The sequence below is a fragment of the Halopenitus malekzadehii genome (genome assembly GCF_900108505.1).
Classification (GTDB): Archaea; Halobacteriota; Halobacteria; order Halobacteriales; family Haloferacaceae; genus Halopenitus; species Halopenitus malekzadehii.
This window is the reverse complement of sequence record NZ_FNWU01000001.1, coordinates 70,296-87,694: the sequence shown is the minus strand read 5'-3', so window position 1 is coordinate 87,694 and position 17,399 is coordinate 70,296. Positions and strand designations below refer to the sequence as shown.

The 17,399-nt window shown below is 64.7% G+C and carries 10 protein-coding genes and 1 pseudogene; 8 read left to right on the top strand and 3 right to left on the bottom strand.

All coding sequences use genetic code 11. From position 1 onward, the window contains the following. Positions 1-194: 194 nt before the first annotated feature. From BLW38_RS00425 to BLW38_RS15625, 4 genes are all read left to right on the top strand, one after another. Positions 195-434: a hypothetical protein gene (locus BLW38_RS00425; protein WP_092812771.1), complete on the top strand. Its 240-nt coding sequence runs from the start codon at positions 195-197 to the stop codon at positions 432-434. Positions 435-507: 73 nt separating this feature from the next. Then, positions 508-1,509 (top strand): AI-2E family transporter, encoded by a 1,002-nt coding sequence (locus BLW38_RS00420; protein WP_143040778.1) that lies wholly within the window; start codon positions 508-510, stop codon positions 1,507-1,509. A 128-nt stretch (positions 1,510-1,637) separates the two neighbouring features. After that, entirely contained in the window at positions 1,638-4,670 is a 3,033-nt protein-coding gene (gene uvrA, locus BLW38_RS00415) for an excinuclease ABC subunit UvrA (protein WP_092812765.1), read from the top strand. A gap of 120 nt (positions 4,671-4,790) precedes the next feature. Beyond that, the gene (locus tag BLW38_RS15625) at positions 4,791-4,991 is read left to right on the top strand and encodes a ribbon-helix-helix protein, CopG family (protein ID WP_143040777.1); all 201 of its coding nucleotides are present in this window, start codon (positions 4,791-4,793) and stop codon (positions 4,989-4,991) included. A gap of 107 nt (positions 4,992-5,098) precedes the next feature. Here the strand turns inward: BLW38_RS15625 and BLW38_RS00410 are convergent, their stop codons facing one another. Together BLW38_RS00410 and BLW38_RS00405 are read right to left on the bottom strand one after the other, a co-directional pair. After that, on the bottom strand, positions 5,099-5,521 hold the full coding sequence (locus BLW38_RS00410) for a type II toxin-antitoxin system VapC family toxin (protein ID WP_092812762.1): 423 nt from the start codon (positions 5,519-5,521) through the stop codon (positions 5,099-5,101). Further along, positions 5,518-5,787 (bottom strand): AbrB/MazE/SpoVT family DNA-binding domain-containing protein, encoded by a 270-nt coding sequence (locus BLW38_RS00405; protein ID WP_092730995.1) that lies wholly within the window; start codon positions 5,785-5,787, stop codon positions 5,518-5,520. The genes BLW38_RS00410 and BLW38_RS00405 overlap by 4 nt, the downstream gene beginning before the upstream one ends. An 89-nt stretch (positions 5,788-5,876) precedes the next feature. Here BLW38_RS00405 and BLW38_RS00400 point away from each other — a divergent pair, with 89 nt between their 5' ends. After that, on the top strand, positions 5,877-7,124 hold the full coding sequence (locus tag BLW38_RS00400) for an adenosylhomocysteinase (RefSeq protein ID WP_177167383.1): 1,248 nt from the start codon (positions 5,877-5,879) through the stop codon (positions 7,122-7,124). Positions 7,125-7,137: 13 nt separating this feature from the next. Here BLW38_RS00400 and BLW38_RS00395 read toward each other — a convergent pair whose 3' ends face one another. Then, positions 7,138-9,480 (bottom strand): twin-arginine translocase subunit TatC, encoded by a 2,343-nt coding sequence (locus BLW38_RS00395; protein ID WP_092812756.1) that lies wholly within the window; start codon positions 9,478-9,480, stop codon positions 7,138-7,140. Between the two features lie 170 nt (positions 9,481-9,650). Here BLW38_RS00395 and BLW38_RS00390 point away from each other — a divergent pair, with 170 nt between their 5' ends. The 3 genes and pseudogenes from BLW38_RS00390 to BLW38_RS00380 all read left to right on the top strand — a co-directional run. Beyond that, entirely contained in the window at positions 9,651-10,811 is a 1,161-nt protein-coding gene (locus BLW38_RS00390) for a twin-arginine translocase subunit TatC (protein ID WP_092812753.1), read from the top strand. Positions 10,812-10,955: 144 nt separating this feature from the next. After that, positions 10,956-17,105 (top strand): LAGLIDADG family homing endonuclease, encoded by a 6,150-nt coding sequence (locus BLW38_RS00385; RefSeq protein WP_092812750.1) that lies wholly within the window; start codon positions 10,956-10,958, stop codon positions 17,103-17,105. Further along, positions 17,106-17,360, top strand: a pseudogene (locus BLW38_RS00380) (DUF7854 family protein); the annotation flags it as partial. Between the last annotated feature and the right edge of the window lie 39 nt (positions 17,361-17,399).

Genomic DNA, 17,399 nt, shown 5'->3' with positions numbered 1-17,399 from the left:
TAAACGCCGTGCTTCAACGGGTACGTTCGGAGCCGAACGGTCCCGCCGATGACCGGTACCGATATGTCGATCACGTACCAATGACGGGGCGGTAACGGCGAGTCGACGATCGAGGTCGAGACCGGCCACGAAGCGACCCAGTACACCTACCATGGTCATTCCCGCTGACGGCACCGGTCGACGTCGGCGGCGGGATGACGCGGACCGTCTCCGGATCGGTGGAGATGGAGGGCCGCGTCGCCGTCTGGCACGACGGGACCGACGTCCTGCTGGCTGGTGGGGCGTACCCGATCGAGCGGATCACGGCTGCGATCGACGAGGCGTTACCGGCGGATGCGCCCGACGCCGACACGCTCGTCGAGGACGAGACGCTGGCGGCTGACCCGACCGCATTCGAGGAGGACGTCGGGACGCTTCTCGTCGCGGTCGAGTGACGGAGAGGGTCGGTTGAGCGGCCGGGCGATCGTGCGCCCCGATTTATAAGTCCTCGTGACGCAGGGACACACGATGGTCAAGCGACGGTACGTGCTCGGAGGACTGCTGGTGTTCGCCGCACTCGTGGCCGCGGTGTTGCTCTGGGAGGTCGCCGGAACGGTCTTTTTCGCGATCACCGTCGCGTACGTGCTCTCGCCGGTTCGGCGGTCGCTTCGCCGCCACGGGGCGTCACAGCGGATCGCCTCGGTGAGTGCGACGGTCGTCGGGTTCCTCGGGACGATCGTCCTCCTGGCGCCGCTCGGGATCATACTGTTCCTCCGGCTGGACGCGGTGATCGACTACCTCAATGAAGCACCGGAGACGATCCCGATCGTGGTCGGAGACTGGTCGACCACGATCGTGACCGCGGACGTGATCGACGCGGCGATCGCCTGGTTGCTCTCGGCGGCAACCGGGATCGCCGCCGCGATGCCGGTGTTGCTCATCAAGCTCGCGCTGTTCGTCTTCGTGGTCTACTCGGTGCTCTACTACGAACAGCGAACCCGAAAGGCGATCATCGCGGTCGTCCCCCCCGACTATCGCGATCTGGTGGAGGCGCTCCGCCGGCGCGCACAGCGAACGCTCTATGGGATCTACGTCGTGCAGGCGGCCACCGGGATCGGGACCTTTCTGATCGCGATCCCGGTCTTTTTCCTCTTCGGGTATCCCTCGCCGGTGATGCTCGCGGCGGTGGCGGGGATCCTCCAGTTCATCCCGGTGGTCGGCCCGATACTGCTCATTGCGGCGCTGGCGGCAACCCACGTCATCGCCGGGGACTTGGTGCTCGCGGTGGCGATCCTCGTGATCGGGGGCGGCGTGATCGGATGGATCCCGGATCTGGCGATCCGGACGCGGCTGGCGGCCGAGACGGCCGAGCTCGCCGCGAGCCTCTACTTCATCGGGTTCGTCGGCGGCGTCCTGACGGCGGGCCCGATCGGCGTGATCGCCGGGCCGCTCGCGGTCGCCACCGTCTCCGAGGTCGCGACCCAGCTCTCCGAGGAGTTCAACCGACTGCCGGTGAGCGAACGGCGGTGAGAGTCGAGGACCGCGCGGAACCGGAGTCGACAGGCGCGACGGGGTCGACCGACCGCGGAGCCGCGAACCGACGCCGCGGAGCCGCGAACCGACGGGTATTCCCGCGCGCGCGAGCAACGAGGGGCTGAATGAGCAAGGACTACATCGAGGTCCGGGGCGCCGAGGAGCACAACCTCACGGACCTCGACGTCCGGATCCCGCGCGAGGAGTTCACGGTCGTAACGGGGCTGTCGGGGTCGGGGAAGTCGTCGCTGGCCTTTGAGACCGTCTACGCCGAGGGGCAGCGCCGCTACATCGAGTCGCTGTCGGCGTACGCGCGCAACTTCCTCGGGCAGATGGACAAACCGCAGGTCGAAAGCGTCGAGGGGCTCTCGCCAGCCATCTCGATCGACCAGAAGAACGCCGCGAACAACCCGCGATCGACGGTCGGAACCGTCACCGAACTTCACGACTACCTCCGGCTGCTGTACGCCCGGATCGGGACCCCGCACTGCCCGGAGTGTGGCCGCGAGGTGGGCGAGCAGTCGGCCCAGCAGATGGTTCGGCGGATCCTCGAGCTGCCAGAGGGTACTCGTGCGAAGATCGCCGCGCCGGTCGTCCGCGACCAGAAGGGCGCCTTCGAGGACCTGTTCGAGGACCTCCAGTCGCGGGGCTACGCCCGCGTCGAGGTCGACGGCGAGCGGTACGACCTCTCGTTCGACGATCCCGATCTCGACGAGAACTACGACCACACGATCGACGTGATCGTCGACCGGATCGAGGTCTCGGCGGACGAGCGGTCCCGGCTCACCGACTCCGTCGAGACGGCCCTCGAGGAGGCCGACGGCGTCATCAAGCTGATCGTGCCGGATCCGCCGGCGGAGGCGGCCGCGGAACTGGGGGGATCGACGGCGCGATCGACCGGAGATCTGGCTGGGGGCGAGGAGTCGGCCGCGGACGGCGAGGACGGAGCAGGCGACGACGCCGAATCCGCCGATCCGGATTCGACGGCGACGGCCGCCGACCGACTCGTCGTCGAGTTCTCCGAGGAGTTGGCGTGTACCCACTGCAACATCGACTTCTCGGAGATCGAGACCCGGTCGTTCTCCTTCAACTCCCCGCACGGCGCCTGCCCGGAGTGTGAGGGGATCGGATCGACGAAGGAGGTCGACGAGGACCTCGTCGTACAGGACCCCTCGAAGCCGCTGACGGACGTCTTCGAGGCCTGGTCGTACAACCGATCGTACTATCGGACCCGGATCGACTCCGTGGCGGCCCACTTCGGCGTCTCCGTCGAGACGCCCTTCGAGGACCTCGATCCGGAGGTCCGCGAGCAGTTCCTCTACGGCACGGATGCGCAGGTCGTCTTCGAGCGGCAGACGAAGAACGGCGTCCGCCGCAAGGAGAAGCGGTTCGAGGGCGTGATCCCGAACCTGCAGCGCCGTCACGTCGAGACGGAGTCGCAGTCGACCCGCGAACACATCGAGGACTACATGGCCGTGACGACCTGTCCGGCCTGCGAGGGGACCCGGTTGAAGCCACAGTCGCGGTCGGTGCTCGTCGACGGCACGCCGATCACCACGGTCAATCGGTTGTCGATCGGCGACGCGCGCGAGCACTTCGAGGGGATGGAGGGGACGCTCTCCGAGCGCGACCGGACGATCGCCGAGGAGATCCTCAAGGAGATCCGCGCCCGGCTCGGGTTCATGGAGGAGGTCGGCCTCGAGTACCTCACGCTCGACCGGGAGGCGTCGACGCTTTCGGGCGGCGAGAGCCAGCGGATCCGGCTCGCGACGCAGGTCGGCTCCGGGCTCGTCGGCGTGCTCTACGTCCTTGACGAGCCCTCGATCGGGCTCCACCAGCGCGACAACGACCGGCTGTTGAACACGCTGGAGGGGCTTCGCGACCTGGGGAACACCCTGCTCGTCGTCGAGCACGACGAGGAGACGATGCGGCGGGCGGACTCGATCATCGATATGGGCCCCGGCCCTGGCAAGCGCGGCGGCGAGATCGTCGCGCAGGGCGACTTCGAGGACGTCTGTGAGGCGCCGAAGTCGATCACCGGCGACTACCTGTCCGGACGAAGGTCCGTCCCGGTCCCCGAGGACCGCCGCGAACGCGACGGCGAGCTCGCCATCCGCGGCGCGCGCCAGCACAACCTCGACGATCTCGACGTGGCCATCCCGCTCGGCGTCTTCACCGCGATCACGGGCGTGTCGGGGTCCGGAAAGTCGACGTTGATGCACGACGTCCTTTATAAGGGGTTAGCGCGGGAGATGAACGACAACACCTCCGTCGATCCCGGTGACCACGACGCCATCGAGGGGATCGACGCGGTCGAGACCGTCCGGCTCATCGACCAGTCGCCGATCGGCCGGACGCCGCGCTCGAACCCGGCGACGTACACGAACGTCTTCGACGGGATCCGCGAGCTGTTCGCGGAGACGAAGCTGGCGAAGCAACGCGGCTACGAGAAGGGCCGGTTCTCCTTCAACGTCAAGGGCGGCCGGTGTGAGGAGTGTGGCGGCCAGGGCACCGTCACGATCGAGATGAACTTCCTCTCGGACGTCCACGTCCCCTGTGAGGAGTGTGGCGGCGACCGGTACAACGACGAGACCCTCGACGTGACGTATAAGGGGAAGACGATCGCGGACGTGCTCGAGATGAGCGTCGAGGAGGCCCACGAGTTCTTCGAGAGCCACGAGGGGCTCCGTCGCCGGCTGAAACTCCTGCTGGACGTCGGGCTCGGCTATATGCGACTCGGGCAGCCCTCGACCACGCTCTCGGGCGGGGAGGCCCAGCGGGTCAAGCTCGCCGAGGAGCTCGGCAAGCGGGACTCCGGCAATACGCTCTACCTCCTCGACGAGCCCACCACGGGCCTCCACAAGGAGGACGAGCGCAAGCTGATCGAGGTCCTCCACCGGCTCGTCGACAACGGGAACAGCGTCGTCGTCATCGAACACGAACTCGACCTCGTGAAGAACGCCGACCACGTGATCGATCTCGGTCCGGAGGGCGGCGACGGCGGCGGCGAGCTGGTCGCCGCGGGCACTCCCGAGGAGGTGGCCCGCGAGGAGGAGTCACACACCGGTCGCTATCTCCGGGACATGCTTCCGGCGATCGACGCCGAGGGGCCGCGAAGCGACCGGCGCAAGCCGGCGACGGCGGCCAGCGGCGACTGAGAGGACCGCGTTAGCATTTAAGAGCGTGTCATAGAAGAGTTCACATAGTTCGCAGAATCGGCTTAAACGAATTGAAACCGTCGTGCACTTGTTGCACGCTGTTTTAAGCTTGTTTTAGCTATGGCGAAAGAGAAGTTCGGCGTCGCTGTTGACGAGGAAACCGTGCGAGAAGTGGATGAATTGGTCGCTGAGTGTGACGATCTCGGAGCCAGCCGCTCCGAGATCGTCGAAGCCATCCTCACAGCGTTCGTTCAATCCGAGACAAACCACGTTGAACGGGTACGAGAAATCATTATTCGGAAACGTAAGGGCACTCTCTAACTGATTTTAAACTTTGTGCACCGAGTGCACGTACTTCTAAGCTAATAATCTACTATAACAGTAATAAAACTGACTATAGTGTGTGAAGAGTTCTATGACACGCTCATTTAATCGCCCAATATCACGGTCTCGATCTCCTCGAGACCGTCGAAGTCGGGATCGCCGGAGTAGAGCACGTCACACTCGTCGTGAAGTGACGCCGTGGCGAGATGGATCGCATCGGCGTACGAGAGTTCACGCTCGGACGGCTCGTAGTATTTAAACCGGAGTTTGGCGGCGTATTCCGCGACCTCGTCGACGACCGGGATGCTCTCGATGTGCGCGTAGTCACGGAGCGCGTCAACCGCTTGATCCGCAGTCGCCGCGTCCTCGACGACACGAACGCGGTAGGAAACCTCCGCGAGGATCGTCGGGGTGATGACCCCGCCGACGGTCGCGGAGTCGGCCCGTTCGATGACGGATTCCGCCTCGGCGTCGTGGTCGCCGCTGAAGAGGAACTCGAGCCACACCCACGAGTCGAGAAATATCACGCCTCGTCCTCGTCGAAGTGGGATCCCCACTCGTCCTTCGAGGCGCGGCGTAGCTTCGTCAGATCGACGTCGTGTTTCGAGAGCGCCTCCTTCACGGCCCGAAGCCGATCCATCGCAGGGGTCTTCGGACGAACGCGAATCGTCCCGTCCTCCTCGAGGACGAATTCGACTTCGGTTCCTGCATCGATGTCGAGCGCGTCGCGAATCCGTTTCGGGATCGTCACCTGTCCCTTGCTCGTGACGGTCGCGTCCTCTGAAACGGCCATATCTTACGATATATCTGTCCTTACTTATGAATATTTGCCTTACACGGCCGACAGAACCGTTTTGTCACCCCACGCGTGCGATCAGCTATATGAGTACCGACGCTGATCCGGACGTGATCGATCGGCTCGCCGAGCGAGCCCCGCTGCTCGACCGGTGTGCGGAACGATTCGCGGAGCGACAACCCTTTTCCGACCGACTCATCGGCGTGTCAGCCCCGCTGACGCCGCACACGGGGCGGTTTCTCGAGGTGCTCGCGGCCGGCGACGCGACGGTGCTGGTCGCCGGGGAGGCGGGATCGACCCATGCCGACGTCGTGGCCGCGCTCCGTCGACGTCCGGGGGTCACGCCGATCACCGTGTCGGGGGGTGCGGCGACAGCAGGGGACGGGGAGGCCACAGCGGACGAAGCCGCGTCACTCGAGCGGGCCCGCCGCGAGGTCATTTCCGCCGAGCCGGATCTGATCGCCGACGACGGCGCGAACCTCCTCGTGCCGCTGTGTCGAGAGTTCCCGGACGTCGCCGAGGACGTCGCTGGCGCTTGTGAACAGACGACCGGCGGAACCACCCGGCTTCGGCGGCTCGTCCGGCCGGACGCAGAGGGCAAATCGGTACGGATCCCGTTCCCGGTCTACGACGTCAACGGGGCGCCGATGAAGCAGCGATTCGACAACGTTCACGGGACCGCCGAGAGCTCGATCGCGGCGATCGCGAACCTGACGAACGCGATGATCGCCGGCTCGACGGCGGCCGTGATCGGATACGGACACTGTGGTCGGGGGATCGCCCGGAAGCTCCGGTCGTTGGGTGCGCGGACGACGGTAGCCGAGATCGATCCGCGAAAAGCCCTGGAGGCAATGGCCGACGGGCACGACGTCCGCCCAGCGGCGGAGGCGGTCGCAGACGCCACGTTCGTGATCGCCGCGACTGGCCGGGCGAACGTGATCGGCCGTGAGCAGCTGGCGGCGATGGCCGATGGCGCCGTCCTCGCCTCGATCGGCTCCGAGACGGAGATCGACCGTGATGCACTCGACGCGTTGGCAGCCGATCGGACTCGAATCGAACCGGGAGTCGAGCGGATCAAGTTCGCCGACGGGCGGACGATCCGGCTGCTCACGGAGGGGCGTGTGGTGAACCTCGCGGCGCCGGGCAGCGCCGGCAATCCGGTCGGCGTGATGGACGCGACCTTCGCACTGATGGCACGGGGGCTCGAGGCGATCGTCGACGGCGAGCCGACCGGAACCGGGCTCGAACCGTTCCCCGAGGCGATCGACCGGGCAGTCGCCCGTGAGAAGCTAGCGGCGATGGACGCGAGGATCGACGACGGCAGCGGCGTGTGAGTGATCCCGACCGTCACTCGGAGGTGTCGAGATCGAACCGGTCCGTGGCCTCGAGGATCCGGGCTGGCGGTGCGAGGTTCCGGCGACCGCCGAGAGTGACCACGAACAGGATCCCGACGCCGACCCAGTAGGCCGCCAACACCGGAACCGTCACGAGGATCATCGTGACGATGTCCGCGGGCGTGAGCACAGCCGCGAACGTCATCGCCGCGATCGTCGCCTCCCGCCAGCGGTTTCGGAAGGCGTCGTAGGGAACGCCCACCGAGTTCAAAAGCACCATCAGGACCGGCACGTCGGCGAGCAGGCCGATCCCGAGGGTGGTGAAGATGATGAGCCAGAAGAAGTCGTTGATCCGGTAGGTGATCACCATCCGCGCGCCGAGCGCGTCGGCGACGAGATACGAGATGAGCCCGGGCGCGATGAGGAAGTAGCCGAGCGCGAAGCCGCCGACGATCCCGCCGCCGAGTGCGCCGGTCCAAATGAAGACGTGCCGTTCGTGGCCGCGGACGAACCCGCGCTCCCGGAGCGCCGGCCACGCGTAGTAGGCCACGAGCGGGATCACGGCAAGGAGGCCGATGAGTACCGAGAACTTCACCATAAAGACGAGCGCCTCGACGGGATGGAGCGTGATCACCGAGAACTCCCCGGCGTCGAACCGCTCGGGGAGCCGATCGAGGAAGTCGGCACGAACCCCACCGAGGCCACCCAGGTAGAGCCAGGTGAACACGGCACCCATCACGGCGACGAACCAGCCGACGAGGCGGAACGACCGGGACCGGAGCGAACCGACGATGAACTTCAGATCGGTGTAGTAGCCGCCGATGTCCTCCTCGTCGGCGTCGTCGGCGAAGTCGTCGAGGAAGGTCGTGCTGGCGCGCGAGGCGCGGTCGGTGATCCCGCCGAACAGTCCGCCATCGCTATCAGCAGCACCGGCCGAGTCAGTCGCTTCTGCCACGTCCGCCGTCGCCGAGTCAGTTGCGTCCGATTCGTCCATCCCGTCGTCAGCTGTGTCCGACTCGACGGCCTCCGACTCCTCGTCCATAGCTGCGGTTGCCTCGTCGAACCGATCGAGGATCGCTTGCGCCGCTTCGGGGTCGTCATCCTCCATCGCGTCGCTCGCGATCGCGAGGGCCTCCTCCTCGGACAGGGCTGTGAAGGCCGCCTCGGGGGCTGCACGGACTCCGCCGGCATCAAGCGCACTGAGGTCGATCGCCGAGGGATCACCGTTGGTTGCATCGGCGGCCGCGGCGTCAACAGCAGCCCCCCCAGGCGTTCCAGTCGCGTCGGCATCGAGATCGCGATAGATGGCTGCGAGAACGGCCAGGACGACGAACAGGATCGCAACGCCCGTCGCGTAGATGGCCAGTGCAGTCGATGCGTTGATTCCGAGACTCGACCCTGGCGGCACGACCCGCCAGTCGCTTCCGACCCACTGCAACAGCGCGTTCGTTGCTTGGAGACCACCGTAGGTGTAGTACGCATAGACGAGCCCGCCACCGAGAACGCCGGCACCGAGAACGAGGTTCCAGTGGGTGCGGGCTGAGGAGAACGGATCGATCCGGTCGGAGGAGCGCTTGGCCGTGACGACGACCTTGGCGAGATAGAGGCTGAAGCCGTACAACGTCGTGAGCGGGATCGCCCACATAATCTGGGTGAACGGATCCGGCGGGGAGAACATCGCACCGAAGAAGAATATTCCCACGACGGCGTGGCGCCACTTGTCACGGAACGTCTCGTAGGGAACGATCCCCGAATAGGAGAGTCCGGTGATCACGAGCGGCATCTGCCCCGCGAGCCCGAAGGAAATCGTGAGGAAGACGATGAACTCCGTCCACATCACGATGGAGTAGCTCGGGTTGAATCCCGCCTCGAGTCCGAACGCGGCGAGGAACGAGAACATCACGGGGAAGAAGACGAAGACGCCGTAGGAGACGCCGGCGAGGAACAGCACGGCCGCGAGCAGCCCGATCGAGGCAAGCTTCCAGCGTGGGATCGGGGCCTGCGGCCACATCCCGCGACGACGGAGGCCATCACGGGCGAAATAGATGAGCACCGGGAGTGCGAACACCGCGCCGACGATGAGTCCGATCTTCGCCTGCAACAGGATGACCTCGAAGGGAGTCTGGGCGATAATCTCGAGTTCCGCCTCGACATCGGCGGGCATATTTGCGGCCGTGATGCCCTTGAGCCAGTCCCAGACGTAGATCCGAAGCGCGTAGAACGTCGCGAGAAACCCGATGAGGTAGACGATGAACACCTTTTGGAGGTCCTTCTGAATCGATCGAAGGACGACCTTCGTGGACTCCCACCCGTCGGTGAGCGTCTCCTGGGTGTCGTCATCGAGGGCACTCGCCATTACGGTGGCGAACGCGCGTCCCAGTTATCAACCTTTTCGAAGCGACCCGACGACCGTACGAATCTACCTCAATCCGCGCCCGTCGATCGCGGTCACGCCGGTCCTGAGAGCGAGCGTGCACACGGCTATCCAAAAAGGCCTATAATAGCCCGGGGGTGAACAACCAACGAATGGGTGAGGATCCGTCCCGCGAGGAGTCGTCGAACGACGATCGGTCGGCGAACGGGGATAGCCCGCAGTCGGGCGGGGACGACCCGTCGAAAACCGAGGCCACCCCCATCACGGAGAGTGACGAGCCCGATCCGACGACCGGCGGCGAAACGGACGAGGACGCCGAACGTGATGACGGCTCGGACGATACTGATCGGGCGGATGAGAAAGCAGACGGTCACGATGCGGGAAGCGGCGACCGGGAGGAAACGGACGACGCAGAAAACGACGACGCAGAAAACGACGACGCAGAAAACGACGACGCAGAAAACGACGACGCAGAAAGCGGCGACGCAGAAAACGACGAAACGGAAGACCAAGCGGAAGACGAAGGGCCTGAAACGGACGAGAGCACGACCGACAAAGAAGACGACGTCGACGGCTCAGTCACCGAGATGGAAGGTCCGAAGACGGACCAGGAGATGCCGCTTGCAGACCACATCGAGGAGATGATGCGCCGGCTGGGGCTCGTCTTCCTCGTCGGCGGCATCGCACTCGTGATCGCGTTCCCGTCGGCCAGCGAGCTGATAAACTACTTCTGGTCGTACCACATTCCGGAGCCGAACGTGAACCGGCCGCGGCTCTACGGGCCGCTCGAACTCGTCCTGACGCGGATCAAGGTCGCAGGACTTGCGGGCGTGGTTCTTGGGTTGCCGGTGTTCGTCTACCAGACGTATCGGTTCATGCGTCCCGGGCTCTACCGCGGGGAGCGCCGGTACTACCTGGCGGCCGTGCCAACGAGCCTGATCCTCGGCGGGATCGGGATCCTCTTCGCTCACTTCCTCGTGCTGCCGGCGATCTTCAGCTACTTCACGACCTACACCTCCGACGCCGCGACGATCGCCTTCGGGCTCAAGGAGACGTTCAACCTCATCGTGGTGATGATGTCGTTCATGGCGATCGTCTTCCAGATCCCGCTGTTCATCATGCTCGCGATCATGATGAACCTCGTCACCCGGCAGTGGCTCGAGGACAAGCGGCTGATCTTCTGGGGCACCTTCCTCGGAATCGCCTTCCTGTTCAGCCCCGATCCGACCGGGATGGCACCGATCATCGTCACGCTCACCATGATCGTCCTCTATGAGGGGACCCTCGCGCTGTTGCGGTGGACCGGGAACTGATTCGCACAGACGCGATCCGTCAACGTCGATCACGCATCGATCGCCATCACCGATCATCGCCCGATATCGGGCGGTGCCACCGATCATCACGACGATCGACCGGAGGGGAGGGTTCTTCAGTGATGACGACCAAGGCGCGTCGTAATGGCTCAGGCCGGCAACCAAGATCTCACCGAGCGGTTCATCCAGTTCTACCGGAACTACTACCGCGAGGCCGTCGGCGAGTTGGCACAGCGGTACCCTAACGAGCAGCGATCCCTCTACATCGACTACGACGATCTCTACCAGTTCGATCGCGACCTCGCGGAGGACTTCCGCAGCCAGCCCGAACAGCTCCGCGAGTACGCCGAGGAGGCGCTTCGGCTCTACGACCTCCCCGCCGACGTCAGCCTCGGTCGCGCACACGTTCGGATCCAGAACCTCCCCGACAGCATCGACATTCGGGGCATCCGCGTCCACGACGACCACATCGGGACGCTCGTCTCCGTGCAGGGAATCGTTCGGAAGGCGACCGATGTCCGTCCGAAGATCACCGACGCCGCCTTCGAGTGTCAACGCTGCGGAACGATGACCTACATCCCCCAAAGCGACGGCGGCTTTCAGGAGCCCCACGAATGTCAGGGCTGTGAGCGACAAGGGCCCTTCCGAGTCAACTTCGACCAGTCGGAGTTCGTCGACTCCCAGAAGCTCCGGATCCAGGAGTCGCCCGAGGGGCTCCGCGGCGGCGAGACGCCCCAGGCGATCGACGTCAACGTCGTCGACGACATCACCGGCAAGGTGACCCCGGGTGACCACGTCACCGCGGTCGGCGTCCTCCACATCGAGCAGGTCGAACAGGGCAACGAGAAGTCCGCGATCTTCGACCTGTATATGGACGGCGTCTCCATCACGGTCGAGGACGAGCAATTCGAGGACATGGACATCACGAGCGACGACGTCGAGGAGATCATCGAGCTCTCGAACGACCCCGACGTCTACGACCGGATGACCGACTCGATCGCCCCCGCGATCTACGGCTACGAGGAGGAGAAGCTCGCGATGGTCCTCCAGCTCTTCTCCGGCGTCACCAAGCACCTCCCCGATGGCTCGCGGATCCGCGGGGACCTGCATATGCTGTTGATCGGGGACCCAGGTACGGGGAAGTGTCTCGACGGAGATACTCGCGTGACGCTTGGAGACGGGCGGGAGCGACCGATACGTGAGGTCGTCGAGGACAACCTTCAGGATCCGAAACCGATCGATGACGGCGTCTTCGATACGGTTGATTTCGAGGTCCCCACCCTCGGATCGGACGGAACGATCGGATCCGCGAGCGCGACGAAAGTCTGGAAACGCGAGGCGCCCGAGACGATGTATCGCATCGAGACCGCGTCCGGACACGAACTCGACGTGACGCCGTCGCATCCGCTGTTCGTTCAGCCCGACGTCGGAACGCACGAACCCCGGCGTGCCGAGGAACTCGACGTCGGGGACCACGTCGCGGTCGCCCCGCGGACGGTCACCGACGGAGGGACGAAGGCGACCGACACCACGGGAGCGGGCGGATTCACCCACGCAGTTCGCTGGGATCGTATCGAGTCGATCGGTACGGTCGAACCCGAGGACGACTGGGTATACGACCTCGAGATCGCGGGAACCCACAACTACGTCTCGAACGGGGTCATCTCGCACAACTCCCAGATGATCTCCTACGTCGAGAACATCGCCCCCAGATCCGTCTATACCTCCGGCAAAGGCTCCAGCGCGGCCGGACTGTGCGTCACCGGCGACACGACGATCCACACGGCGGAGGGCTTCGTCCCGATCCGGGATCTGGCGAGCGAGTACCACCCGAACCCGGTGGACACGGAGACGTCCCGTGAGGCGGACTACGACCTCTACACGTTCGATCGGGAGAGCGGAGCGGTGGAACTCGCCGAGAGCTCCCACGTCTGGCGGATGCCAGAGAAACCGTGCCGTCGGATCGAAACCGCACACGGGAAGGACGTAGAAGCGTCGGTGAACACCCCGGTCCTCGTCTGTGATGCGGACGGCATCGGCTGGCGTGATATCTCGGACGTCGATCCCGGCGACCACGTGGCCGTCCCGAAGTACACGGACGTCGAACGGTCGACGCCGCCGGTCCGCGAGTACGTGGAGTTCACCGAGGAGAAGCTCAAGCCGACCACGGCGGCGATCGAGTTCCTTCGGACGCGACTCCGCGAGGAGTTCGGGACGCTGCGAGCGGCCGCCGCGGAACTCAACCTCACCGAGGACGTCATCTACGATACCCTCTCGAACCGCCACCTCTCGCTCGAAACGCTCGAGACTATCGTGAACGCGATCGATGCCGACATCGACGACGTCGACGTCGACCGTGCGATGCTTCGCCACGGTGACGGCGTCGCGATCCCCGAGAAGTTCGATGCCGATCTGCTGTACCTGATCGGGCTCGTCTTCGGGGATGGCGACGTGATGGTCTCCCGCCGGGACGAGAATCGTGGCCACGTCCGTCTCTCGAACTCCGACGAGGAACTGCTGGAGCACGCCGCGGAGATCATCGAGGCGAAGTTCGACAAGTCGGTCGACGTCGAACGTCAGGACGACCGCGTTCCCTATATCCGACTCCACAGCGCGACCGTCGCCCGATTCTTCAGCAACGTGGGCGTCGAATCGCCGAAAAACGACGTGTCACTCGATCCCGGACTCACGACGGCCGAACACGCCGACGCGTTCCTGCAGGGGCTGTTCGACGCCGATGGGTCCGTGTGTGGCCGCGATGATGGCGGGTCCAGCGTGCAGTTCTCAACCGTCTGTCGGGACCTTGCCGAACAGGTCCAGCTGATGCTGGAGACGTACGGCGTTCGAGCCCGAACGCGCGACCGTGACCGACGTGGGACCTACGAGCGTGCCGATGGCCACGAGATCGAGTCGATGTCGATCCAGACGCACCTCGCCATTTACGGCAAGGAACTCGACGTCTTCGCGGACCGGATCGGGTTCCGCTCGACCGCGAAGTCGACCGCGCTGGACGGGATCGTTCGTGACGCTCCTCGACGCGGTGAACGCCTGCCGATCGGCGACGCGCTCGCCCGAGCCGACGGCGGAACGAGTGCGTACTGGCAGAACCTGAATCGAGGGAACGACCCGAGTCGGGACCGTGCGCTGTCGATCGTCGACGACCTCGATCTCGGGGACGTCGGTCCCGTGGTTGCGGAAGTCGCCGAGGCGAACCTCGTCTGGGACGAGGTCGTCGCCGCCGAGAACACGGGCAAGAAGGAGGTGTTCGACCTCACAGTTCCGGACACGCATAACTTCCTCGCCAACGGTCTCGTGACCCACAACACGGCCGCAGCCGTTCGCGACGACTTCGGCGAGGGCCAGCAGTGGTCGCTCGAGGCGGGTGCGCTCGTCCTCGCCGACCAGGGGATCGCGGCGATCGACGAGCTCGACAAGATGCGGTGTGTCACGGGCGACACGCTGATCCACCTCGGCGACGGACGAACCACCAGGGTCCGGGAGTTCGCTCGCGAAGTCGCCGATGACGGATCGATCGAGGCGCTGCCGAACGGACGAACGATCCGCGACGTGGGCGCGACCGCGTGGACGATGACGAATGACGGGAATCTGGTCAGACGACCGATCACGGCCGTTCACGAGTACGAGGCGCCCGACGAGCGGACTCGCGTCACGCTCGAAAGCGGCGAATCGGTGACCACGACTGACGACCATCCGTTCTTCGTCTTCGAGGACGGCGAGCGGATCGAACGATCGGCAGCGGAACTCGCGGAGGGCGATTGGGTCTACGTGCCACGTGAGCTTCCGACCGCCGTCTCCGACGGCGGTACGGCCGTGTGTTCAACGTCCGTCGATCCGCCGACGAATGCCGATGGAATGAGCCCGGCGTTCGCGGCCGTTCTCGGCTATCTCTCCGGCGACGGAAACGTGTTCTACGATCGAAGCCAGGGTCGATACGGCATCCGGTTCACGAACACCGACGCGGAACTCCTCGATGACTTCGAGGCGGCGTGTCGCAGGGTCTTCGACGCGGAGCCGGTGAGACATCCGAGCGAACGCCGCGAACGCGGACCGGATCGTGACCCACAGGAGACGGTATACGTGCACGGGAAATCGGCCGCTGACGCGGTTCTCGATGCTGGGATGTGTCTGGAGACGTACGACGGAAAGTCGTTCCCGGACGACGTCTCGACCGGGAACCGTGCCGCGAAGGCCGCATTCGTTCGGGCAATGGCTGACAGCGAGGGACACGTCGACACGAACGCCGGCAACGTTCGGATCGCGTCGGCCAGTTACGAACTGCTCGTCGGCGTGAAAAGCCTCCTCCTGGAGTTCGGCGTGTCGGCACAGATCCAGACCAAACCGAAGAGGAACAACCGGTTACCGGTATATCACCTCACGATAACGGACGCCGACTCGCTCGAGTCGTTCGGCCAGCATATCGGGTTTACGGCGACGAGAAAGGACGATGCACTGACGACGGTCCGCCGAGCTGCGTCCGGCGATCGAACCATCCTCGACGTCATCCCGAACCGTGGTGACCAGCTCCGGCGGCTTCGCGAGTCGCTTCGGTTGTACCAATCCGAGTGTGGGATCAACGGAACGACCTACTGTAACTTCGAGAACGGCGATGCGAACGTCTCGATCCATAGAGCACGCCGGATCCTCGACCGGTTCGAACGACGACGACGAACGGCCGAACGTGATCTCGACGGTCTGGAGTCGGACGTATCCTGGAACGTGCTCACGGATATCAAGGATCGATACCACGTTTCACAACGGGAGCTCGCCGAGGGGATCCAGTACCCACAGCAGCGAGTGTCGGCGAACTGGGGCGACGATGAATCCCTCCGAACCGATATCGCGACACGATTGGCGACGATAGTCGAAGAAGTGGCCGAAACCGACCTCGGCGAGCTTCGATCCCTCGTCAACGGGGACGTCAAGTGGCGACGAGTCACGGACGTCACGACCGTCACCGAGCACGGCGATGACGACCGGATAAACGTGCTCCAGCAGGAGCTTGCGGGTCTGATCGGCGGAGAGGTATCGACGGCCGAAGATCGCGCGCGCGAATTGTGTCGGCGGCCATTCGACGCGGGAACCTGGACCGAACTCCGAACCGAACTGGAAGCGTTCGGCGTTTCGATGGCGTCGATCGCGAGGGATATCGGCGTCGCCTCGTCGACGGTTTCACGCTGGTTCTCGGGTGCCGTTACGACTGATCGGTTCGACGAAGTCCGGGAAAGTGCCGCCGACCGGATCGAAACGCATCGATGCGAGATCCGGTCGGTGCTGACCGAGATCGAGGAGCGTCGTCGACCGAAAGTATACGACTTGACCGTCGAGGGGACGCATAACTTCCTTGCCAACGGGATGGTCGTTCACAACTCGGAGGATCGCTCGGCTATGCACGAGGGGCTCGAACAGCAGAAGATCTCGATCTCGAAGGCGGGGATCAACGCGACGCTGAAGGCGCGGTGTTCGCTGCTGGGAGCGGCCAACCCGAAATACGGTCGGTTCGACCAGTACGAGCCGATCGGCGAGCAGATCGACTTGGAGCCGGCGCTCATCTCGCGGTTCGACCTCATCTTCACGGTCACCGACCAGCCGGATCCGGAACACGACAGCCGGCTGGCGCGACACATCCTGAAGACGAACTACGCCGGCGAGTTGAACACCCAACGGACGGAGTTGACCACCTCGGAGTTCACACAGGCGGAGGTCGACGACGTCACCGAGGAGGTTGCGCCGGCGATCGACGCCGACCTCCTCCGGAAGTACATCGCCTACGCCAAGCGGAACTGTTACCCGACGATGACCGAGGAGGCCAAGGAGGTCATCGAGGAGTTCTACGTCGACCTTCGGTCGAAGGGGGCCGACGAGGACGCGCCGGTCCCCGTTACGGCGCGGAAGCTGGAGGCGCTCGTCCGGCTCGCGGAGGCGAGCGCTCGCGTCCGACTTTCGGACACGGTTGACCGGAAGGACGCGGACCGCGCGACCGACATCGTGGAGTCGTGTCTGAAAGACATTGGCGTCGATCCCGAAACCGGACAGTTCGACGCCGACGTCGTGGAGACGGGAACCTCAAAGAGCCAGCGCGACCGGATCAAGAACCTGAAGACGCTGATCGCGGACATCGAGGAGGACTACGAGGAAGGAGCACCCGTCGAGGAGGTGATCGACCGCGCCGACGAGGTGGGGATGGATCCCTCGAAGGCGGAGGACGAGATCGAGAAGCTACGTCGGAAAGGGGAAGTCTACGAACCGACACAAAACCACCTCCGAACGACGTAGATGGACCGAATATCTGCCATCCGAAACGTCGAGGACGCCCTCCGGCGGTTCGAGGACGGCAAAGCGAGCCTTGCCGAGACGGAACGACGAACGATCGCCGTCCTTCGTACGTACGCGACGGAGTTCGAGGGACCCGAGGCGGTGTATCGGGCGCACGGATCCGACCCGATCGACGGAACCGTCGTCGTGGCCACCTCGGAAGCGGCGGCGCGTGAGCGGATCCTGGAACTCGTTCGATCCGACCCGAGCGAAAACGGGGACGTCCCGGGCAGGAACGCGGAGCTGGTGGATGGA

Excerpts from the sequence above, each read along its gene's own strand:
- BLW38_RS00425 (WP_092812771.1), top strand. The coding sequence starts at position 195 with ATGACGCGGACCGTCTCCGGATCGGTGGAGATGGAGGGCCGCGTCGCC.
- BLW38_RS00420 (WP_143040778.1), top strand. The coding sequence starts at position 508 with ATGGTCAAGCGACGGTACGTGCTCGGAGGACTGCTGGTGTTCGCCGCA.
- uvrA (WP_092812765.1), top strand. The coding sequence starts at position 1,638 with ATGAGCAAGGACTACATCGAGGTCCGGGGCGCCGAGGAGCACAACCTC.
- BLW38_RS15625 (WP_143040777.1), top strand. The coding sequence starts at position 4,791 with ATGGCGAAAGAGAAGTTCGGCGTCGCTGTTGACGAGGAAACCGTGCGA.
- BLW38_RS00405 (WP_092730995.1), bottom strand. The coding sequence starts at position 5,787 with ATGGCCGTTTCAGAGGACGCGACCGTCACGAGCAAGGGACAGGTGACG.
- BLW38_RS00400 (WP_177167383.1), top strand. The coding sequence starts at position 5,877 with ATGAGTACCGACGCTGATCCGGACGTGATCGATCGGCTCGCCGAGCGA.
- BLW38_RS00395 (WP_092812756.1), bottom strand. The coding sequence starts at position 9,480 with ATGGCGAGTGCCCTCGATGACGACACCCAGGAGACGCTCACCGACGGG.
- BLW38_RS00390 (WP_092812753.1), top strand. The coding sequence starts at position 9,651 with ATGGGTGAGGATCCGTCCCGCGAGGAGTCGTCGAACGACGATCGGTCG.
- BLW38_RS00385 (WP_092812750.1), top strand. The coding sequence starts at position 10,956 with ATGGCTCAGGCCGGCAACCAAGATCTCACCGAGCGGTTCATCCAGTTC.